24 protein-coding genes and 1 tRNA gene are annotated in these 15,377 nt (G+C 62.6%); 19 read left to right on the forward strand and 6 right to left on the reverse strand.

What is annotated here, in order from left to right; translation table 11 throughout:
* The first annotated feature begins 58 nt into the window (after positions 1 to 58).
* From rplN to ACZYSP_RS27600, 18 genes are all read left to right on the forward strand, one after another.
* The gene (gene rplN / locus ACZYSP_RS27515; RefSeq protein ID WP_009124801.1) at positions 59 to 427 is read left to right on the forward strand and encodes a 50S ribosomal protein L14; all 369 of its coding nucleotides are present in this window, start codon (positions 59 to 61) and stop codon (positions 425 to 427) included.
* A gap of 13 nt (positions 428 to 440) precedes the next feature.
* On the forward strand, positions 441 to 773 hold the full coding sequence (rplX, locus tag ACZYSP_RS27520) for a 50S ribosomal protein L24 (protein WP_093059397.1): 333 nt from the start codon (positions 441 to 443) through the stop codon (positions 771 to 773).
* 11 nt (positions 774 to 784) lie between these two features.
* Positions 785 to 1,324, forward strand: a complete 540-nt coding sequence (rplE, locus tag ACZYSP_RS27525; RefSeq protein WP_013544114.1) for a 50S ribosomal protein L5 — start codon at positions 785 to 787, stop codon at positions 1,322 to 1,324.
* Between the two features lie 8 nt (positions 1,325 to 1,332).
* Complete coding sequence (gene rpsN / locus ACZYSP_RS27530; RefSeq protein ID WP_042577476.1) at positions 1,333 to 1,638, forward strand: 30S ribosomal protein S14; 306 nt, start codon at positions 1,333 to 1,335, stop codon at positions 1,636 to 1,638.
* 20 nt (positions 1,639 to 1,658) lie between these two features.
* Positions 1,659 to 2,054 carry a 30S ribosomal protein S8 gene (gene rpsH / locus ACZYSP_RS27535; protein ID WP_093059395.1) on the forward strand — a complete coding sequence of 132 codons (396 nt, stop codon included), beginning with the start codon at positions 1,659 to 1,661 and terminating at the stop codon, positions 2,052 to 2,054.
* A gap of 24 nt (positions 2,055 to 2,078) precedes the next feature.
* Complete coding sequence (rplF, locus tag ACZYSP_RS27540) at positions 2,079 to 2,612, forward strand: 50S ribosomal protein L6 (protein ID WP_093059393.1); 534 nt, start codon at positions 2,079 to 2,081, stop codon at positions 2,610 to 2,612.
* Between the two features lie 14 nt (positions 2,613 to 2,626).
* The gene (gene rplR, locus ACZYSP_RS27545) at positions 2,627 to 2,992 is read left to right on the forward strand and encodes a 50S ribosomal protein L18 (protein WP_042672913.1); all 366 of its coding nucleotides are present in this window, start codon (positions 2,627 to 2,629) and stop codon (positions 2,990 to 2,992) included.
* A gap of 18 nt (positions 2,993 to 3,010) precedes the next feature.
* Positions 3,011 to 3,529: a 30S ribosomal protein S5 gene (gene rpsE / locus ACZYSP_RS27550; RefSeq protein WP_093059391.1), complete on the forward strand. Its 519-nt coding sequence runs from the start codon at positions 3,011 to 3,013 to the stop codon at positions 3,527 to 3,529.
* A gap of 24 nt (positions 3,530 to 3,553) precedes the next feature.
* The gene (rpmD, locus tag ACZYSP_RS27555) at positions 3,554 to 3,739 is read left to right on the forward strand and encodes a 50S ribosomal protein L30 (protein ID WP_009124818.1); all 186 of its coding nucleotides are present in this window, start codon (positions 3,554 to 3,556) and stop codon (positions 3,737 to 3,739) included.
* An 11-nt stretch (positions 3,740 to 3,750) separates the two neighbouring features.
* Positions 3,751 to 4,182, forward strand: coding sequence for a 50S ribosomal protein L15 (rplO, locus tag ACZYSP_RS27560; RefSeq protein ID WP_093059389.1), 432 nt, complete (start codon positions 3,751 to 3,753; stop codon positions 4,180 to 4,182).
* Between the two features lie 27 nt (positions 4,183 to 4,209).
* Positions 4,210 to 5,523 (forward strand): preprotein translocase subunit SecY, encoded by a 1,314-nt coding sequence (secY, locus tag ACZYSP_RS27565; protein WP_093059387.1) that lies wholly within the window; start codon positions 4,210 to 4,212, stop codon positions 5,521 to 5,523.
* Positions 5,524 to 5,587: 64 nt separating this feature from the next.
* A complete protein-coding gene (rpmJ, locus tag ACZYSP_RS27570) occupies positions 5,588 to 5,701 on the forward strand; it encodes a 50S ribosomal protein L36 (RefSeq protein WP_013544106.1) in 114 nt (37 codons plus the stop codon).
* A gap of 23 nt (positions 5,702 to 5,724) precedes the next feature.
* Positions 5,725 to 6,090 carry a 30S ribosomal protein S13 gene (gene rpsM, locus ACZYSP_RS27575; RefSeq protein ID WP_013544105.1) on the forward strand — a complete coding sequence of 122 codons (366 nt, stop codon included), beginning with the start codon at positions 5,725 to 5,727 and terminating at the stop codon, positions 6,088 to 6,090.
* Between the two features lie 12 nt (positions 6,091 to 6,102).
* Entirely contained in the window at positions 6,103 to 6,507 is a 405-nt protein-coding gene (gene rpsK, locus ACZYSP_RS27580; protein WP_009124825.1) for a 30S ribosomal protein S11, read from the forward strand.
* A gap of 131 nt (positions 6,508 to 6,638) precedes the next feature.
* Positions 6,639 to 7,262 (forward strand): 30S ribosomal protein S4, encoded by a 624-nt coding sequence (rpsD, locus tag ACZYSP_RS27585; RefSeq protein ID WP_009124826.1) that lies wholly within the window; start codon positions 6,639 to 6,641, stop codon positions 7,260 to 7,262.
* Between the two features lie 142 nt (positions 7,263 to 7,404).
* On the forward strand, positions 7,405 to 8,394 hold the full coding sequence (locus tag ACZYSP_RS27590) for a DNA-directed RNA polymerase subunit alpha (protein ID WP_093059385.1): 990 nt from the start codon (positions 7,405 to 7,407) through the stop codon (positions 8,392 to 8,394).
* 93 nt (positions 8,395 to 8,487) lie between these two features.
* Positions 8,488 to 8,886 (forward strand): 50S ribosomal protein L17, encoded by a 399-nt coding sequence (gene rplQ, locus ACZYSP_RS27595; RefSeq protein WP_093059382.1) that lies wholly within the window; start codon positions 8,488 to 8,490, stop codon positions 8,884 to 8,886.
* An 18-nt stretch (positions 8,887 to 8,904) separates the two neighbouring features.
* A tRNA-Met gene (locus tag ACZYSP_RS27600) sits at positions 8,905 to 8,981 on the forward strand.
* Between the two features lie 114 nt (positions 8,982 to 9,095).
* On the opposite strand, the gene ACZYSP_RS27605 is transcribed toward ACZYSP_RS27600, so the two are convergent.
* On the reverse strand, positions 9,096 to 9,746 hold the full coding sequence (locus ACZYSP_RS27605) for an HD domain-containing protein (protein ID WP_093076151.1): 651 nt from the start codon (positions 9,744 to 9,746) through the stop codon (positions 9,096 to 9,098).
* Positions 9,747 to 9,855: 109 nt separating this feature from the next.
* On the opposite strand from ACZYSP_RS27605, the gene ACZYSP_RS27610 reads away from it, so the two are divergent.
* A complete protein-coding gene (locus tag ACZYSP_RS27610; RefSeq protein WP_093076149.1) occupies positions 9,856 to 10,839 on the forward strand; it encodes a GlxA family transcriptional regulator in 984 nt (327 codons plus the stop codon).
* Here ACZYSP_RS27610 and ACZYSP_RS27615 read toward each other — a convergent pair.
* The 5 genes from ACZYSP_RS27615 to ACZYSP_RS27635 are packed head-to-tail and all read right to left on the reverse strand — an operon-like array spanning position 10,826 to position 15,377.
* Positions 10,826 to 11,224 (reverse strand): RidA family protein, encoded by a 399-nt coding sequence (locus tag ACZYSP_RS27615; protein ID WP_093059376.1) that lies wholly within the window; start codon positions 11,222 to 11,224, stop codon positions 10,826 to 10,828. The two genes, ACZYSP_RS27610 and ACZYSP_RS27615, sit on opposite strands and share 14 nt — an antisense overlap.
* Positions 11,221 to 12,843, reverse strand: coding sequence for an AMP-binding protein (locus ACZYSP_RS27620; RefSeq protein ID WP_489017771.1), 1,623 nt, complete (start codon positions 12,841 to 12,843; stop codon positions 11,221 to 11,223). Before ACZYSP_RS27620 ends, ACZYSP_RS27615 begins: the two co-directional genes overlap by 4 nt.
* Before the next feature lie 5 nt (positions 12,844 to 12,848).
* A complete protein-coding gene (locus ACZYSP_RS27625) occupies positions 12,849 to 14,042 on the reverse strand; it encodes an acyl-CoA dehydrogenase family protein (protein ID WP_093076146.1) in 1,194 nt (397 codons plus the stop codon).
* Between the two features lie 4 nt (positions 14,043 to 14,046).
* On the reverse strand, positions 14,047 to 14,901 hold the full coding sequence (locus ACZYSP_RS27630) for an enoyl-CoA hydratase family protein (RefSeq protein ID WP_093076145.1): 855 nt from the start codon (positions 14,899 to 14,901) through the stop codon (positions 14,047 to 14,049).
* Positions 14,898 to 15,377, reverse strand: coding sequence for a MarR family winged helix-turn-helix transcriptional regulator (locus tag ACZYSP_RS27635; protein WP_093059368.1), 480 nt, complete (start codon positions 15,375 to 15,377; stop codon positions 14,898 to 14,900). Before ACZYSP_RS27635 ends, ACZYSP_RS27630 begins: the two co-directional genes overlap by 4 nt.

Below are 15,377 nucleotides of genomic sequence, written 5' to 3' on the forward strand. Positions count from 1 at the left end.
ACTGACCGCGGTGCTTCCCTCCTGGATGCACATCGGTACAAGTTGGGAATATCAAGAAATGATCCAAACTGAATCCCGGCTCGAAGTGGCCGACAACACAGGCGCGAAATCCGTCCTGTGTATCAAGGTGCTCGGTGGCTCCAAGCGGCGTTATGCCAGCGTGGGCGACGTCATCAAGGTCAGCATCAAGGAAGCCGCTCCGCGTGGTCGCGTCAAGAAGGGCGAGATCTACAGCGCAGTGGTGGTCCGCACCGCCAAGGGCATCCGTCGCGCAGACGGCTCGCTCGTCAAGTTCGACGGCAACGCAGCAGTGTTGCTCAACGCCAAGCTGGAGCCTATCGGCACCCGCATCTTCGGACCGGTCACGCGCGAACTGCGCACCGAGAAGTTCATGAAGATCGTGTCGCTGGCACCTGAAGTTCTGTAAGGACAACAACGCCATGAACAAGATTCGCAAAGGCGACCAGGTCATCGTGTTGGCCGGTCGTGACAAGGGCAAGCGCGGCACCGTGTCGCTCCGCAAGGACGATTCGCACGTGCTCGTCGAAGGCATCAACGTCGTCAAGAAGCACACCAAGCCGAACCCGCTCAAGGGTACGACCGGTGGCATCGTCGAAAAGTCCATGCCCATTCACCAATCCAACGTGGCGATCTTCAATGCCGCGACCGGCAAGGCCGATCGCGTGGGCATCAAGATCACCCAGGGTGCTGACGGCAAGCGCGTGGCTGTTCGCGTCTTCAAGTCCAGCGGCGACGAAATCAAGATCGCCTAAGAGGTACTCACATGGCACGTCTCCAACAACACTATCGCGAAAAGATCGCGAAAGACCTGACGGAAAAGTTCGGCTACAAGTCGCCGATGCAGGTTCCGCGCCTCACCAAGATCACCCTGAACATGGGCGTGGGTGAAGCAGTCGCCGACAAGAAGGTTCTCGACAACGCTGTCGCCGACCTGACCAAGATCGCTGGCCAGAAGCCCGTGGTTACCAAGTCGAAGAAGGCTATCGCCGGTTTCAAGATCCGCGAAAACCAGCCGATCGGCTGCATGGTCACGCTGCGTGGCGTGCAGATGTATGAGTTCCTGGATCGTTTCGTGACCATCGCGCTGCCGCGTGTTCGCGACTTCCGCGGCATCTCCGGCCGTGCGTTCGACGGCCGTGGCAACTACAACATCGGCGTCAAGGAACAGATCATTTTCCCCGAGATCGAGTACGACAAGGTCGATGCCCTGCGCGGTCTCAATATCAGCATCACGACGACGGCCAAGACCGACGAAGAAGCCAAGGCGCTTCTCGCTGGTTTCCGTTTCCCGTTCAAGAACTGAGGTGATCTGTGGCTAAAGCATCTTTGATCCAGCGCGAACTCAAGCGCGACAAGCTGGTTGCCAAGTTCGCTGCGAAGCACGCGGAACTGAAGGCAATCTCCAACGACGTGAAGAAGAGCGACGAAGAGCGCGCTGCAGCCCGCCTGGGCCTGCAAAAGCTCCCGCGCAACGCGAACCCCACGCGTCAGCGCAACCGTTGCGAAATCACCGGTCGCCCGCGTGGCACCTTCCGTCAATTCGGTCTGGCCCGCGCCAAGATCCGCGAACTGGCTTTCAATGGCGACATCCCCGGTGTCACCAAGGCCAGCTGGTAAGCCAGGCAGGAGCAAACAACATGAGCATGAGTGATCCCATTGCCGACCTGCTGACGCGTATCCGTAACGCGCAGATGGTGGCGAAGCCCACCGTGTCGGTCCCGTCTTCCAAGGTGAAGATCGCGATCGCACAAGTCCTGAAGGACGAGGGCTACATCGACGGCTTCCAGGTCAAGACCGAAGCCGGCAAGAGCGAGCTTGAAATTTCGCTGAAGTACTACGCTGGCCGTCCGGTCATCGAGCGCATCGAGCGCGTGAGCCGCCCTGGCCTGCGCGTCTACAAGGCCAGTGCTTCCATTCCGCAGGTTCAGAACGGCCTCGGCGTTGCGATCGTCACGACCCCCAAGGGCGTGATGACCGACCGCAAGGCTCGCGCCACCGGTGTCGGCGGCGAAGTTCTGTGCTACGTCGCCTAACCGAGACATCGAGGAGTTACTGAAATGTCCCGAGTAGGAAAAATGCCGATCACCATCCCCGCAGGCGTGGATGTGTCGATCAAGGAAGACCAGATCAGCGTCAAGGGCACGGGCGGCACGCTCAGCCTGTCGCGCAATGCACTGGTGAAAATCGTCAGCAATGACGGCAAGCTGAGCTTCGAGCCCGCAAACGAGTCGCGTGAAGCGAACGCGATGAGCGGCACGATTCGCCAGCTGGTGAACAACATGGTCGTCGGCGTCACGAAGGGCTTCGAGAAGAAGCTCAGCCTGATCGGCGTCGGCTACAAGGCTGCAGCGTCCAACAACAAGCTGAACCTGCAAGTCGGTTACTCGCACCCGGTCAACATCGACATGCCGCAAGGCATCACGGTGGCCACCGCGACCCCGACCGAAATCGTGATCAAGGGTGCTGACCGTCAGCGCGTTGGTCAAATCGCCGCTGAGATCCGCGCTGTTCGTCCGCCAGAGCCCTACAAGGGCAAGGGCATCCGCTATGCGGACGAGAAGATCGTGATCAAAGAGACCAAGAAGAAGTAAGGGGCAGCAAAATGATGTTGACCAAAAAAGCACAGCGTCTTCGCCGCTCGCGCCAGACCCGCATTCGCATCGCGACGCAGGGCGTGGCCCGTCTGACGGTGAACCGCACCAACCTGCACATCTACGCGACCGTTATCTCCGACGACGGCACCAAGGTGATTGCAACCGCATCGACGGCAGAAGCCGAAGTGCGTACCTCGCTCGGCGGTTCGGGCAAGGGCGGCAACGCCGCTGCAGCCACCGCCGTCGGCAAGCGCATCGCTGAAAAAGCGAAGGCTGCCGGCGTCGAGAAGGTCGCCTTCGATCGCGCAGGTTTCGCATACCACGGCCGCGTCAAGGCGCTGGCCGAGGCCGCCCGCGAAGCCGGCCTGCAGTTCTAACCGGACACGAGATTCAAAATGGCAAAGATTCAGGCAAGAACGCAGAACGAAGGCCCCGAGGACGGTTTGCGCGAGAAGATGATCGCGATCAACCGTGTCACCAAGGTGGTGAAGGGTGGTCGTATCCTCGGTTTCGCAGCACTCACCGTGGTCGGTGATGGCGATGGTCGCGTCGGCATGGGCAAGGGCAAGTCGAAGGAAGTGCCCGCTGCAGTGCAGAAGGCCATGGAAGAAGCGCGTCGCAACCTGCTGAAGGTTTCGATCAAGAACGGCACGCTGCACCACCAGGTGCAAGGCCACCATGGCGCTGCGACGGTCGTGATGTATCCGGCTCCCAAGGGTACCGGCATCATCGCCGGCGGCCCGATGCGCGCCGTGTTCGAAGTGATGGGCATCACCGACATCGTGGCCAAGAGCCATGGTTCGTCGAACCCCTACAACATGGTTCGCGCCACGCTCGACGGGTTGAAGAACTCGACGACGGCGGGCCAGGTGGCTGCCAAGCGCGGCCTCACCGTCGAAGAAATCTTCGCTTAAGCGCAAGCCGAAAGAAGCATTCAAATGACGACGCAACAACAAACCCTCAAGGTCCAATTGGTCAAGAGCCCGATCGGTACCAAGGAATCGCATCGCGCGACCGTGCGTGGCCTCGGCCTGCGCAAGCTCAACAGCGTGAGCGAGCTGCAAGACACCCCTGCGGTGCGCGGCATGATCAACAAGATCAGTTATCTGGTCAAAGTTCTGTAAGAGAGACTGATATGGAACTCAATGGCATCAAGCCGGCGGATGGCGCCAAGCACGCCAAGCGCCGCGTCGGCCGCGGTATCGGCTCCGGCATCGGCAAGACCGCAGGTCGCGGTCACAAGGGCCAGAAGTCGCGCGCAGGCGGTTTCCACAAGGTCGGCTTCGAAGGCGGTCAAATGCCGCTGCAGCGTCGCCTGCCGAAGCGTGGCTTCAAGTCGCATCTGCTGAAGTTCAACGCCGAAGTCACGCTGACTGCCCTCGAGCAGCTCGGCCTGGCCGAAGTGGACGTCCTGGCGCTGAAGCAAGCCGGCCTCGTTGGCCAGCTCGCCAAGGTCGTCAAGATCGTCAAGACCGGTGAGCTCACCAAGGCCGTCAAGCTGACGGGCGTGGGCGCAACGGCTGGCGCCAAGGCTGCGATCGAAGCGGCCGGCGGCAGCATCGCCTGATCACCATCGGACTGAAAGAAGTTCTTCGTGGCAACTAACGCGGCAACGATCGCAAAAACAGGCAAGTTCGGCGACCTCCGCCGTCGGCTCGTCTTTTTGCTGCTCGCGCTCGTGGTCTACCGGATTGGCGCGCACATTCCTGTGCCGGGTATCAACCCGGACCAGCTGGCGGCGCTGTTCCAGGGCCAGCAGGGCGGCATTCTGAGCCTGTTCAACATGTTCTCGGGCGGGGCGCTGTCGCGCTTCACCGTGTTCGCGTTGGGGATCATGCCGTACATCTCGGCGTCGATCATCATGCAGCTGATGACCTACGTGCTTCCGACCTTCGAGCAATTGAAGAAGGAAGGCGAGGCCGGCCGCCGCAAGATCACGCAGTACACGCGCTACGGTGCGCTGGGCCTGGCTCTGTTTCAGTCGTTCAGCATCGCGGTGGCTCTCGAGTCGTCGGCCGGTCTGGTCATCTCGCCTGGTTTCGGCTTCCGCCTGACCGCCATGGTGAGCCTGACGGCAGGTTCGATGTTCCTGATGTGGCTCGGCGAGCAGATCACCGAACGCGGCCTGGGCAACGGCATCTCGATCCTGATCTTTGCAGGTATCGCGGCCGGTCTGCCCAACGCCATCGGCGGCCTGCTGGAGTTGGTGCGTACCGGTGCCATGAATGTCATCGTCGCGCTCTTCATCGTCGCGGTGGTGGTGCTGGTCACCTACTTCGTGGTGTTCGTCGAACGCGGTCAGCGCAAGATCCTCGTGAACTATGCGCGGCGCCAGGTCGGTAACAAGGTCTATGGCGGCCAGTCGTCGCACCTGCCCTTGAAGCTGAACATGGCCGGTGTGATCCCGCCGATCTTCGCTTCGTCGATCATTTTGCTGCCCGCAACGGTGGTTGGCTGGTTCAGCACCGGTGAAGGCGGCTTCCGCTGGATCAAGGATGTTGCCGGCGCTCTGCGTCCAGGCGAGCCGATCTACGTGCTGCTGTACGCTGCCGCGATCGTTTTCTTCTGCTTCTTCTACACGGCACTCGTGTTCAACAGCAAGGAAACGGCCGACAACCTGAAGAAGAGTGGTGCATTCATTCCTGGCATTCGCCCGGGTGACCAGACCGCTCGCTACATCGACAAGATTCTGGTTCGCCTGACGTTGGCTGGCGCGGTGTACATCACCTTCGTCTGCCTGCTGCCCGAGTTCCTGATCCTGAAGTACAACGTGCCGTTCTACTTCGGTGGTACCTCCCTGCTGATCATCGTGGTCGTCACGATGGACTTCATGGCCCAGGTGCAAAACTACATGATGTCCCAGCAGTACGAATCGCTGCTGAAGAAGGCGAACTTCAAGACATCGTAGGGCTGTGTTTCAGTATTGAGTCCGGGCGGTAGACCGCCACGTTAAACAGTTTTAGGAGAATGAAATGAGAGTTTCGGCTTCGGTCAAAACCATCTGCCGTAATTGCAAGGTCATCCGCCGTAAAGGTGTGGTGCGTGTGATTTGCACCGACCCGCGCCACAAGCAGCGCCAGGGTTGATTGAAGAGTATTAGAGGACGCACATGGCACGTATTGCTGGCATCAACATTCCGCCGCACAAGCACGCTGAAATCGGCCTGACCGCCATCTTCGGCATCGGTCGCACTCGCGCCCGTCAGATCTGCGAAGCGAGCGGCATCGAATATTCGAAGAAGATCAAGGATCTGACCGACGCCGATCTCGAAAAGATCCGCGACCAGATCGCTCTGTTCACCATCGAAGGCGATCTGCGTCGCGAGACGACGATGAACATCAAGCGTTTGATGGACATCGGCTGCTATCGCGGCTTCCGTCACCGTCGCGGCCTGCCGATGCGCGGCCAGCGCACGCGCACCAACGCCCGCACCCGCAAGGGTCCGCGCAAGGCTGCGCAGTCCCTGAAGAAATAAGGATAGAACAGCATGGCTAAAGCACCTGCAAACAACGCCGCACAGCGCGTTCGCAAGAAGGTTCGCAAGAACGTCGCGGACGGTATCGCTCACGTGCACGCTTCGTTCAACAACACCATCATCACGATCACCGATCGCCAGGGCAACGCCCTGTCGTGGGCTTCGTCGGGTGGCCAGGGCTTCAAGGGCTCGCGCAAGTCGACGCCGTTCGCTGCGCAGGTGGCTTCCGAAGTGGCCGGCCGTGCTGCTGTCGAACAAGGTATCAAGAACCTCGACGTCGAGATCAAGGGCCCGGGCCCCGGTCGCGAATCGTCGGTGCGCGCACTGGCTGCGCTCGGCATCCGGATCAATTCCATTGCCGACGTGACGCCCGTTCCGCACAACGGCTGCCGTCCCCAGAAGCGTCGCCGCATCTGATCGTCAGTCCGCAAGGCGCAGCCAGCTTTGAATAGCGGCTGCGCATTTGTTTTTTAACTAAGCCCACCGCCATCCGCGTTTCGCCGATGGCTCCCGCAGGCAACTGCGGCAGATGACACAAAGGAAAAATCGTGGCACGTTACCTCGGCCCCAAGGCCAAACTTTCCCGCCGTGAAGGCACCGACCTGTTCCTGAAGAGCGCCCGCCGTTCGATCCAGGACAAGGCCAAGTTCGACTCCAAGCCCGGCCAGCACGGTCGCACCTCGGGTCAGCGCACTTCCGACTACGGCCTGCAACTGCGTGAAAAGCAGAAGGTCAAGCGCATGTACGGCGTGCTCGAAAAGCAATTCCGCCGCTACTTCGAAGAAGCTGATCGTCGCCGTGGCAACACCGGCGCCAACCTGCTGTTCATCCTCGAATCGCGCCTGGACAACGTCGTCTACCGCATGGGCTTCGGCTCGACCCGCGCCGAAGCGCGCCAGCTCGTGTCGCACAAGGCGATCACGGTGAATGGTCAGTCGGTCAACATCCCGTCGTACCTGGTCAAGACCGGTGACGTGATCGCCGTGCGCGACAAGTCGAAGAAGCAGAACCGCATTGTCGAAGCGCTGCAACTCGCCCAGCAAGTCGGTATTCCGGCTTGGGTCGACGTGAATGCCGACAAGGCCGAAGGCACGTTCAAGAAGGTGCCCGATCGCGACGAATTCGCCGCCGACATCAACGAATCGCTGATCGTCGAACTGTATTCGCGTTGATTTTTTCTACCCGCTTGCGCGTCTTTGCGCTGGCGGGAGATTGATATTGTTGTTCACGTTCCTGCTCCGCGCTTCGTCGCGGATCAGGTGCTTCACCAGCCTTACCGGTGTAACGAGCCGGGGGTATTGAGAGGAAGTCTGCATGCAAACCACCCTGCTGAAACCCAAGACCATCCAGGTCGAGCAACTTGCCCCCAACAAGGCCAAGGTCACGCTCGAACCTTTCGAGCGCGGCTACGGCCACACGCTCGGCAACGCGCTGCGTCGCGTTCTGCTGTCGTCCATGGTCGGCTACTCGGCCACCGAAGTCACGATCGCTGGCGTTCTGCATGAGTACTCGTCGATCGACGGCGTGCAGGAAGATGTCGTCAACATCCTGCTGAATCTCAAGGGCGTGGTGTTCAAGCTCCACAACCGCGACGAAGTCACGCTGAGCCTGCGCAAGGACGGCGAAGGCCCGGTCCTGGCGTCGGACATCCAGACCCCGCACGACGTCGAAATCATCAACCCTGACCACGTGATCGCGCACCTGTCGCAAGGCGGCAAGCTCGACATGCAGATCAAGGTCGAAAAGGGTCGTGGCTACGTGCCCGGCACGATGCGCCGCTACGCCGACGAGCCGACCAAGTCTATTGGCCGTATCGTTCTCGACGCGTCGTTCTCGCCCGTCAAGCGCGTGAGCTACACGGTCGAAAGCGCCCGTGTCGAACAGCGTACCGACCTCGACAAGCTGCTGGTTGAAATCGAAACCAACGGTGCGATCACCGCCGAAGACGCCGTGCGCGCATCGGCTAAAATCCTGGTCGAACAGCTCGCCGTGTTTGCGCAGCTCGAAGGCGGCGAACTCGCTGCATTCGATGCACCCGCACCGCGCAGCGCGCAGCAATTCGATCCGATCCTGCTGCGCCCTGTCGACGAGCTCGAGCTCACCGTGCGTTCGGCCAACTGCCTGAAGGCCGAAAACATCTACTACATCGGTGACCTGATTCAGCGCACCGAAAACGAGTTGCTCAAGACCCCGAATCTGGGTCGCAAGTCGCTCAACGAAATCAAGGAAGTCCTCGCTTCGCGCGGCCTGACCTTGGGTATGAAGCTCGAAAGCTGGCCGCCGGCTGGTCTCGACAAGCGTTGATTTGAATTTTTGAAATAGGCTCCCTTAAAAGGGCCAGTGCACCGGGCAGTACCTGATACGGCTGCCTGTTTTTATAAAGTAAAGGAAAGCACCATGCGTCACGGACACGGACTCCGCAAACTCAACCGCACCAGCTCGCACCGCCTTGCGATGCTGCAGAACATGATGAATTCGCTCATCGAGCACGAAGTCATCAAGACCACGGTCCCCAAGGCCAAGGAACTGCGCCGCGTCATCGAACCGATGATCACGCTCGCCAAGAAGCCCACGCTGGCCAACAAGCGCCTGGCTTTCGACCGCCTGCGCAGCCGCGACAGCGTCGTCAAGCTCTTCGGCGAACTCGGCCCGCGTTTCGCCGCGCGTCCGGGCGGCTACACCCGCATCCTGAAGATGGGTTTCCGCGTGGGCGACAACGCTCCGATGGCACTCGTCGAACTGGTCGACCGTCCTGAAATTAAAGAAGAAGCAGCCGAGCAAAACGCTGCTGAATAAGCTATAATTCCATCTTGCCGCGCGATGGAGCAGCCTGGTAGCTCGTTGGGCTCATAACCCAAAGGTCGCAAGTTCAAATCTTGCTCGCGCAACCAATTTAAAAGGCCCTTTGAATTTCAAAGGGCCTTTTTTCTTGGCCGGTAAATGAATTGAAAAAGCCCTCGCAAAGAGGGCTTTTTTGTTTCCGGAATTTGCGCGCTCGCCTAGTCTTAACCGTGCCAGGCCGAGCAGCGGATTACGCTGCAGAAGTTGCCCCGGTGGAAGTGCGGCTCTTTGTCCGCGATCACGTCCGCCTTGACGTTCCCGAACGTCGTCTCCGGCTTGTGCCGGATGCCGTCGTAGAAGGCCTTGATGATGTCTTCTTTGAAGTGTTCGGTGCGCGGATGCGCATGCACGACCTTCGTGCGCTCGACCTCGCTGTACTCCTTGTAGGTCAGGCCCAGCACGTCCATCTCGACGCCGGCCGTGACCAGTGCCACCACCGGATGCATGTGCTGCGGGATGCCCGGCGTCGTGTGCAGCGCGATCGAGGTCCACACCAGGTCGATGTCCTGCTGCGAGATCCCGTGCCCGTACAGGAAGTCGCGCGCCACGTTCGCGCCGTCGACTTCGAAGCGCTCGCGCGCGCTGCTGTGCTTCTTCACCAGCCCCATGTCGTGGAACATCGCGCCGGCGTACAGCAGCTCAGGGTCGAAGGTCAGCCCGCGGCGCTTGCCGGCGAGCGCTCCGAAGTAGTAAACCCGGCTCGAATGGTGAAAGAGCAGCGGCGGGGCCGTGTCTCGAACCAGTTCCGTGATCTCGTGTGCGAGCTTGCTGTCGGGGATGCGCACCCCTTCGATATCCGTCGTCGTCAAAGTCATTTGGATTTCTCCTGTGAAGTTGAGACAACTTTAGGAGTAGGCTGTGATGGCTTTAATCGACGTAATACGGCGAATTCAGACATTGTCCGTCCGAAAGCGCCGCAGATCCATGAAAGCTCCGAAGACCGTCGCCATCCTCGCCATGCCCGGCGTCCAGTTGTTGGACGTGTCCGGCCCGCTCGACGTGTTCGCCGAGGCCAACCTGCAAGCCCGCGCGCAAGCCTACAGGCTGCAGGTGATCGCAACCCGGCGAGGGCCCGTGCGCAGCTCCTCGGGTGTGCGGCTCATGCCCGATGCAGTGATCGGCGATGCAATGGACGAACCCATTCACACACTGCTCGTCGCGGGCTCTCCGCACGCGGCCGACGCGGTGTCCGATGCCAACGTGACCACGTGGCTGAGGAAACTCACACCCAAGATGCGCCGTTTCGGCTCGGTCTGCAGTGGCGCCTTCGTGCTGGCCCAGGCCGGGCTCCTGAACGGCCGGCGCGTCACCACGCACTGGGCCGTGGCCGATCAACTCGCGCAGGACTTCCCCTCTGTCACCGTCGACGCCGATGCCATCCACGTGCGCGATGGCCGCCTGCGCACAGCTGCAGGTATCACGGCGGGCCTGGACCTGTCGCTCGCACTGGTGGAGGAAGACCTCGGCCGCGACATCGCAATGAAGGTTGCCGCGCAGCTCGTGATGTTCTTCAAGCGCCCTGGCGGCCAGATGCAGTTCAGCCGCAAGGGCGAGGCCGCGCCCACCGGCCGTTCGGCCCTCCAGGAGGTCCAGCGCTGGATCTCGGCCAACCCTGCCGAGGATCACGGCGTTGCGAATCTCGCGGCGCGCATGGGCCTCAGCGAACGCCACTTTGCGCGGCTCTTCAGGCAGGAGGTCGGGGTTACACCCGCAGCGTGGGTGGAAGACGTTCGCGTGGCCGCCGCGCGCCGCCTGCTGGAGGCTGGAGACGCGGCACCCAAGCAGGTGGCATACGAATGCGGATTCGCCGATGCCGACACGCTGCGCCGCGCGTTCCAGCGGCAGGTCGGCATCACGCCCGCGGAGTACCGCAAGCGTTTCGGGGCGGCGTCAGTCAGTCTGGAATGACCGCCGTTACCTCGATCTCGACCTTCGCGCGGTGCTCGACCAGCGCCGCCACCTGCACGCAGGTCATGGCCGGGAAGTTGCGGCCCATCGCATCGCGGTAGACGGGGCCGAGCTCGGCGAGCCGGCTGCTGTATTCGTCGCGGTCGGTCACGTACCAGGTCATGCGCACCATGTGCTCAGGGCCCGCACCGCCTGCGCGCAGCACCTCGGCGATATTGCGCAGCGCCAGGCCGCATTGGTCGATGAAGTCGTCCGACTCGAACTGCTGCTGCGCATTCCAGCCGATCTGTCCGCCGACGAACAGCGTCGTGCCGCGCGCGGCAACGCCGTTCGCATAGCCTTTGGGAGGCAGCCAGCCTTCGGGCTGCAGGAGTTTGTGGATCATGATGTTGTGTTGAGTTGTCTCAGTTTGAATCGCTGGAGCTTGCCGGTTTCGGTGCGTGGCAGCACCGGCACGAACTCGATTTCCCGCGGGTATTTGAAAGGCGCGATCGTCGCCTTCACGTGGTCCTGCAGCGCCTTCACGAGGGCTGCGTTGCCCTCGTTGCCGGGCTTCAGGACACAGAACGCCTTCACGATCATGCCGCGGTCGGCATCGGGCTTGCCGATCACGCCGCACTCGGCCACGGCCGGGTGCTTGAGCAGCGCGTCTTCGACCTCCGGACCGCCGACGTTGTAGCCGGCCGTGATGATCATGTCGTCGGCGCGTGCCTGGTAGAAGAAGTAGCCGTCGTCGTCCTGCACGAACGAATCGCCCGGATAGTTCCAGCCGTTCTTCACGTAGTCGGCCTGGCGCGGATCGTCGAGATAGCGGCAGCCCACTGGGCCCTGCAGCGCGAGTTTGCCGACCGTGCCGCGCGGCACCTCGTTGCCTTCATTGTCCACCACCTTCGCGGTGAAGCCCGGCACTGCCTTGCCGACCGCGCCGCGGCGCACGTCGTCGCCCGCAGCCGAAATGTAGATGTGGAACACCTCGGTGCCGCCGATGCCGTCGAGCATCTCGATGCCGGTGGCGTCCTTCCACAGTTGGCGCGTGGCGTCGGGCAGGGCCTCGCCGGCACTTACGCTGATGCGCAGGCTGGGCATGCCGTGCTGCTTCACGAACGGCGCCATCTGGCGATAGAACGTCGGTGCCGTGTAGCAGATGGTCGCGCCGACCTCGTTGATGAGCTTCACCAGCCCCTCGGGCGTGAACGGCGCGTCGGGAAAATAGACCGAAGCCCCCGCCCACATCGGGAACACCAGCAGCCCACCGAGGCCGAAGGTGAAGGCCAGCGGCGGCGAGCCCACCACGATGTCGTCGCTGCGCGCGCGCAGCACATGGCGCGGCCAGGTCTCGCACATCGCGAGCACGTCGCGGTGTGTGGTGACGGGCGCCTTCGGCTTGCCCGTGGTGCCCGATGTGAAGGCCAGCAGCGCGATGTCGTCCGATGCCGTAGGGCAGGCCTTGAACACACCGCTCTTCTTCGCCGCGCGTGCAGAGAGCGAGTCATCCGCTTCAGGCTTGTTGAATGCAATCACCGTGGCGAGCACCGGATGTGCCTGCTGAGCGATCACGAGTTCGTCGAGCAGGCGCCCATCGCACAACGCGGCCACGGGCTGCGCCTTCTCGATGATCTCGCCCAGCTCCTTCGCGCGCAGCAGCGGCATCGTTGCCACCGCGATGAGCCCGGCCTTCACCACCGCGAGCCACGACAGCGCCATGGCCACCGAGTTGCCGCCACGCAGCAGCACGCGATTGCCCGGCACGAGCCCGAGATCTTCCGTCAGCACCTGCGCGATGCGATTGACCTCGACGGCCGCTTGCGCGTACGTCAGCGTGCCCTGCGGCGAACGCAGCATCGGGTTGTCGCCGAGGCCCTTGGCCACCGCTTTGTCGAGCAACTCCTTGACCAGGTTCAGCTGGTCGGGCAACTGCAGCTCGGGCAGTTCGTAGCGAAAGACGGGCAGCTGCGCGGCAAGCGGCAGGCGGTCGTGAACGAAGCGGTCGACTTGGGCAGACACGGTGTTTATCCCCGCAGAACAGATTTACCGATGATCAGTTGTTGGACTTCCGTCGCGCCCTCGTAGATGCGCAGCGAGCGGATGTCGCGGTAGAGGCTTTCAATCTTCGTGCCAACCTTCACGCCGAGGCCGCCGTGCATCTGCAGCGACATGTCGATCACGCGGCTTGCGTTTTCGGTGGCGCACATCTTGGCCATTGCGGCTGCGGCAGAGACGTCGCCCACTGCCGGTGCACCGCGTTGCTCTGCATCGTCGCGCATCCATGCAGCGCGGTACGTGAGCAGCGCAGCGCTGTCGATCAGCGCGGCCATCTCGCCGAGCTTGGCCTGCGTGAGCTGGAAGTCGGCCAGCGTCTGGCCGAACATGCGGCGGCTCTTCGAATGCGCAATGGCTTCAGCCAACGCGCGACGACCCATGCCGAGCGCAGCAGCCGCTACCGAAGCGCGGAAGATGTCGAGCGTGCGCATCGCGAGCTTGAAGCCGCCGTTGAGCTCGCCGAGCTGCGCCGAGCGCGGCACGATGCAGTTTTCGAAACGCAGCGTGGCGAGCGGATGCGGCGCCATCACGTCGATGTGCGCAGAGGTGTCGAGGCCGGGCGTCGCTGCATCGACGATGAAGGCCGTGATGCCGCGCGTGCCACCGGTGGGGTCGGTCTTCGCGAAGACGCAGTAGAAGTCGGCGATGCCGCCGTTGCTGATCCAGGTCTTCTCGCCGCTGAGCTTCCAGCCGTCGGTGGTTGTTTCGGCGCGCATGGCCATCGCGCCCACGTCGGAACCCGCTTCGGGCTCGCTGAGCGCGAAGGCCGCGATCTTGCTGCCCTTGGCAACCGCCGTCAGGTAGTTGGCGTGCTGCTCCGGCGTGCCTGCAAGTGTGATCGCCCCGCTTCCGAGGCCCTGCATCGCGAACGCGAAGTCGGCAAGCGGCGAGTGAAAAGCAAGCGTTTCGCGCAGCAGCACGAGGGCACGCGAGTCGAGCCGTTCGAGCGCGCCGCCGGACGTGCCCGGCACGCAGTAGCGCAGCCAGCCGCCGGCGCCGAGCCGCTGAACCCAGTCGCGGCAGGCGGCACGGTCATCGCGCTCGTCGACTTCCTGCGCAGCGGCCCAGGGCAGCAGGCCGTCGGCGAGCGCGCGATGCGCATCGTCGAAGAACGGCAGCGCAAGGTGCGCAGTCGATGGCGGGGCGGGTGCTTTGGTCATCATCGCGTCAGTCTCCGCCGAACACCGGCTTGCGCTTGGCCGCGAAGGCTTCGTACGCGCGCTTGAAGTCTTCCGTCTGCATGCAGATAGCTTGTGCCTGCGCTTCGGCCTCGATGGCCTGGTCGATGGTCATTGACCATTCCTGCGACAGCATGGTCTTCGTCATGCCGTGCGCGAAGCTCGGGCCTTCGGCCAGCTCGCGCGCAACCTTCGTGGCGGCTTCGAGCAGCGCATCGCTTTCATGCAGCGCGTTGAAGAAGCCCCAGGCGTGGCCTTCCTGCGCCGTCATCGCGCGGCCGGTGAACAACAGCTCCGATGCGCGGCCCTGGCCGATCACGCGCGGCAGCAGCGCGCAGGCGCCCATGTCCGCACCGGCAAGACCCACGCGCGTGAAGAGGAATGCAGTGCGCGTGGCGGGCGAGCCGTAGCGCAGATCGCAGGCCAGAGCGATCATCGCGCCGGCGCCGGCACACACACCGTCGATGGCTCCGACGATGGGCTGCGGGCACGCGCGGATGGCCTTCACCAGATCGCCTGTCATGCGCGTGAACTCCAGCAGCTCGGGCATGCGCATGCCGGTCAGCGGGCCGATGATCTCGTGCACGTCGCCGCCAGAGCAGAAGTTGCCGCCCGCGCCGGTCACGACGATCGCCTTCACGTCGGTCGCGTAGTTCAGCGCGCGGAACAGGTCGCGCAACTCGGCATACGAGTCGAACGTGAGCGGGTTCTTGCGCTCCGGCCGGTTCAGCGTGACGGTGCCGACGCCGGCCTCGTAGCTCCATGCGAAGTGCTCGGCCTTGTAGGCTGCCTTCGCTTCGAATTGCGCGCGCATGGGGTTGCCTGCGCCGATGTAGTGCTTCATTCGGTCTCCACGATCAATTGGTTGTGTGAGTGTTCCTTGACCTTGCCGAGCAGCTTGTGGAGCTGGGAGATCTCCTTGCCGCTGAGGCCCGCGAAGGCTTCGACGATCCAGTCTTCGTGCTGCTGCGCCATTTCGTTGAAGAGCTTGCGCCCGCGCGGCGTGAGGCGCACGCGCCAGGCGCGGCGGTCGCCCTCGACGTTGATGCGCTCGACCAGCCCTTCGGTCACGAGCTGGTCGGTGATGCCGGTCACGTTGCCGCCCGTCACCATCATGCGGCGCGAGAGCTCGTTCATCTTGAGACCGTCGGGCGAGCGTTCGAGCTGCGACATCAGGTCGAAGCGCGGCAGCGTGGTGGCGAACTGCGAGCGCAGTTCGTTGCGCACCTGCTTCTCGATCAGCTGGGTGCAGGTGAGCAGCCGCAGCCAGAGCCGCAGTGCTTCGGGGTGTTCGCTGTGCGCGCGCGCTTCGAGGTCCAT

The organism is Variovorax sp. F042 (genome assembly GCF_057814215.1).

Coding starts and splice junctions, on each gene's coding strand:
- rplN (WP_009124801.1), top strand. CDS start 59: ATGATCCAAACTGAATCCCGGCTCGAAGTGGCCGACAACACAGGCGCG.
- rplX (WP_093059397.1), top strand. CDS start 441: ATGAACAAGATTCGCAAAGGCGACCAGGTCATCGTGTTGGCCGGTCGT.
- rplE (WP_013544114.1), top strand. CDS start 785: ATGGCACGTCTCCAACAACACTATCGCGAAAAGATCGCGAAAGACCTG.
- rpsH (WP_093059395.1), top strand. CDS start 1,659: ATGAGCATGAGTGATCCCATTGCCGACCTGCTGACGCGTATCCGTAAC.
- rplF (WP_093059393.1), top strand. CDS start 2,079: ATGTCCCGAGTAGGAAAAATGCCGATCACCATCCCCGCAGGCGTGGAT.
- rplR (WP_042672913.1), top strand. CDS start 2,627: ATGTTGACCAAAAAAGCACAGCGTCTTCGCCGCTCGCGCCAGACCCGC.
- rpsE (WP_093059391.1), top strand. CDS start 3,011: ATGGCAAAGATTCAGGCAAGAACGCAGAACGAAGGCCCCGAGGACGGT.
- rpmD (WP_009124818.1), top strand. CDS start 3,554: ATGACGACGCAACAACAAACCCTCAAGGTCCAATTGGTCAAGAGCCCG.
- rplO (WP_093059389.1), top strand. CDS start 3,751: ATGGAACTCAATGGCATCAAGCCGGCGGATGGCGCCAAGCACGCCAAG.
- rpmJ (WP_013544106.1), top strand. CDS start 5,588: ATGAGAGTTTCGGCTTCGGTCAAAACCATCTGCCGTAATTGCAAGGTC.
- rpsM (WP_013544105.1), top strand. CDS start 5,725: ATGGCACGTATTGCTGGCATCAACATTCCGCCGCACAAGCACGCTGAA.
- rpsK (WP_009124825.1), top strand. CDS start 6,103: ATGGCTAAAGCACCTGCAAACAACGCCGCACAGCGCGTTCGCAAGAAG.
- ACZYSP_RS27590 (WP_093059385.1), top strand. CDS start 7,405: ATGCAAACCACCCTGCTGAAACCCAAGACCATCCAGGTCGAGCAACTT.
- rplQ (WP_093059382.1), top strand. CDS start 8,488: ATGCGTCACGGACACGGACTCCGCAAACTCAACCGCACCAGCTCGCAC.
- ACZYSP_RS27605 (WP_093076151.1), bottom strand. CDS start 9,746: ATGACTTTGACGACGACGGATATCGAAGGGGTGCGCATCCCCGACAGC.
- ACZYSP_RS27610 (WP_093076149.1), top strand. CDS start 9,856: ATGAAAGCTCCGAAGACCGTCGCCATCCTCGCCATGCCCGGCGTCCAG.
- ACZYSP_RS27615 (WP_093059376.1), bottom strand. CDS start 11,224: ATGATCCACAAACTCCTGCAGCCCGAAGGCTGGCTGCCTCCCAAAGGC.
- ACZYSP_RS27625 (WP_093076146.1), bottom strand. CDS start 14,042: ATGATGACCAAAGCACCCGCCCCGCCATCGACTGCGCACCTTGCGCTG.
- ACZYSP_RS27630 (WP_093076145.1), bottom strand. CDS start 14,901: ATGAAGCACTACATCGGCGCAGGCAACCCCATGCGCGCGCAATTCGAA.
- ACZYSP_RS27635 (WP_093059368.1), bottom strand. CDS start 15,377: ATGGACCTCGAAGCGCGCGCGCACAGCGAACACCCCGAAGCACTGCGG.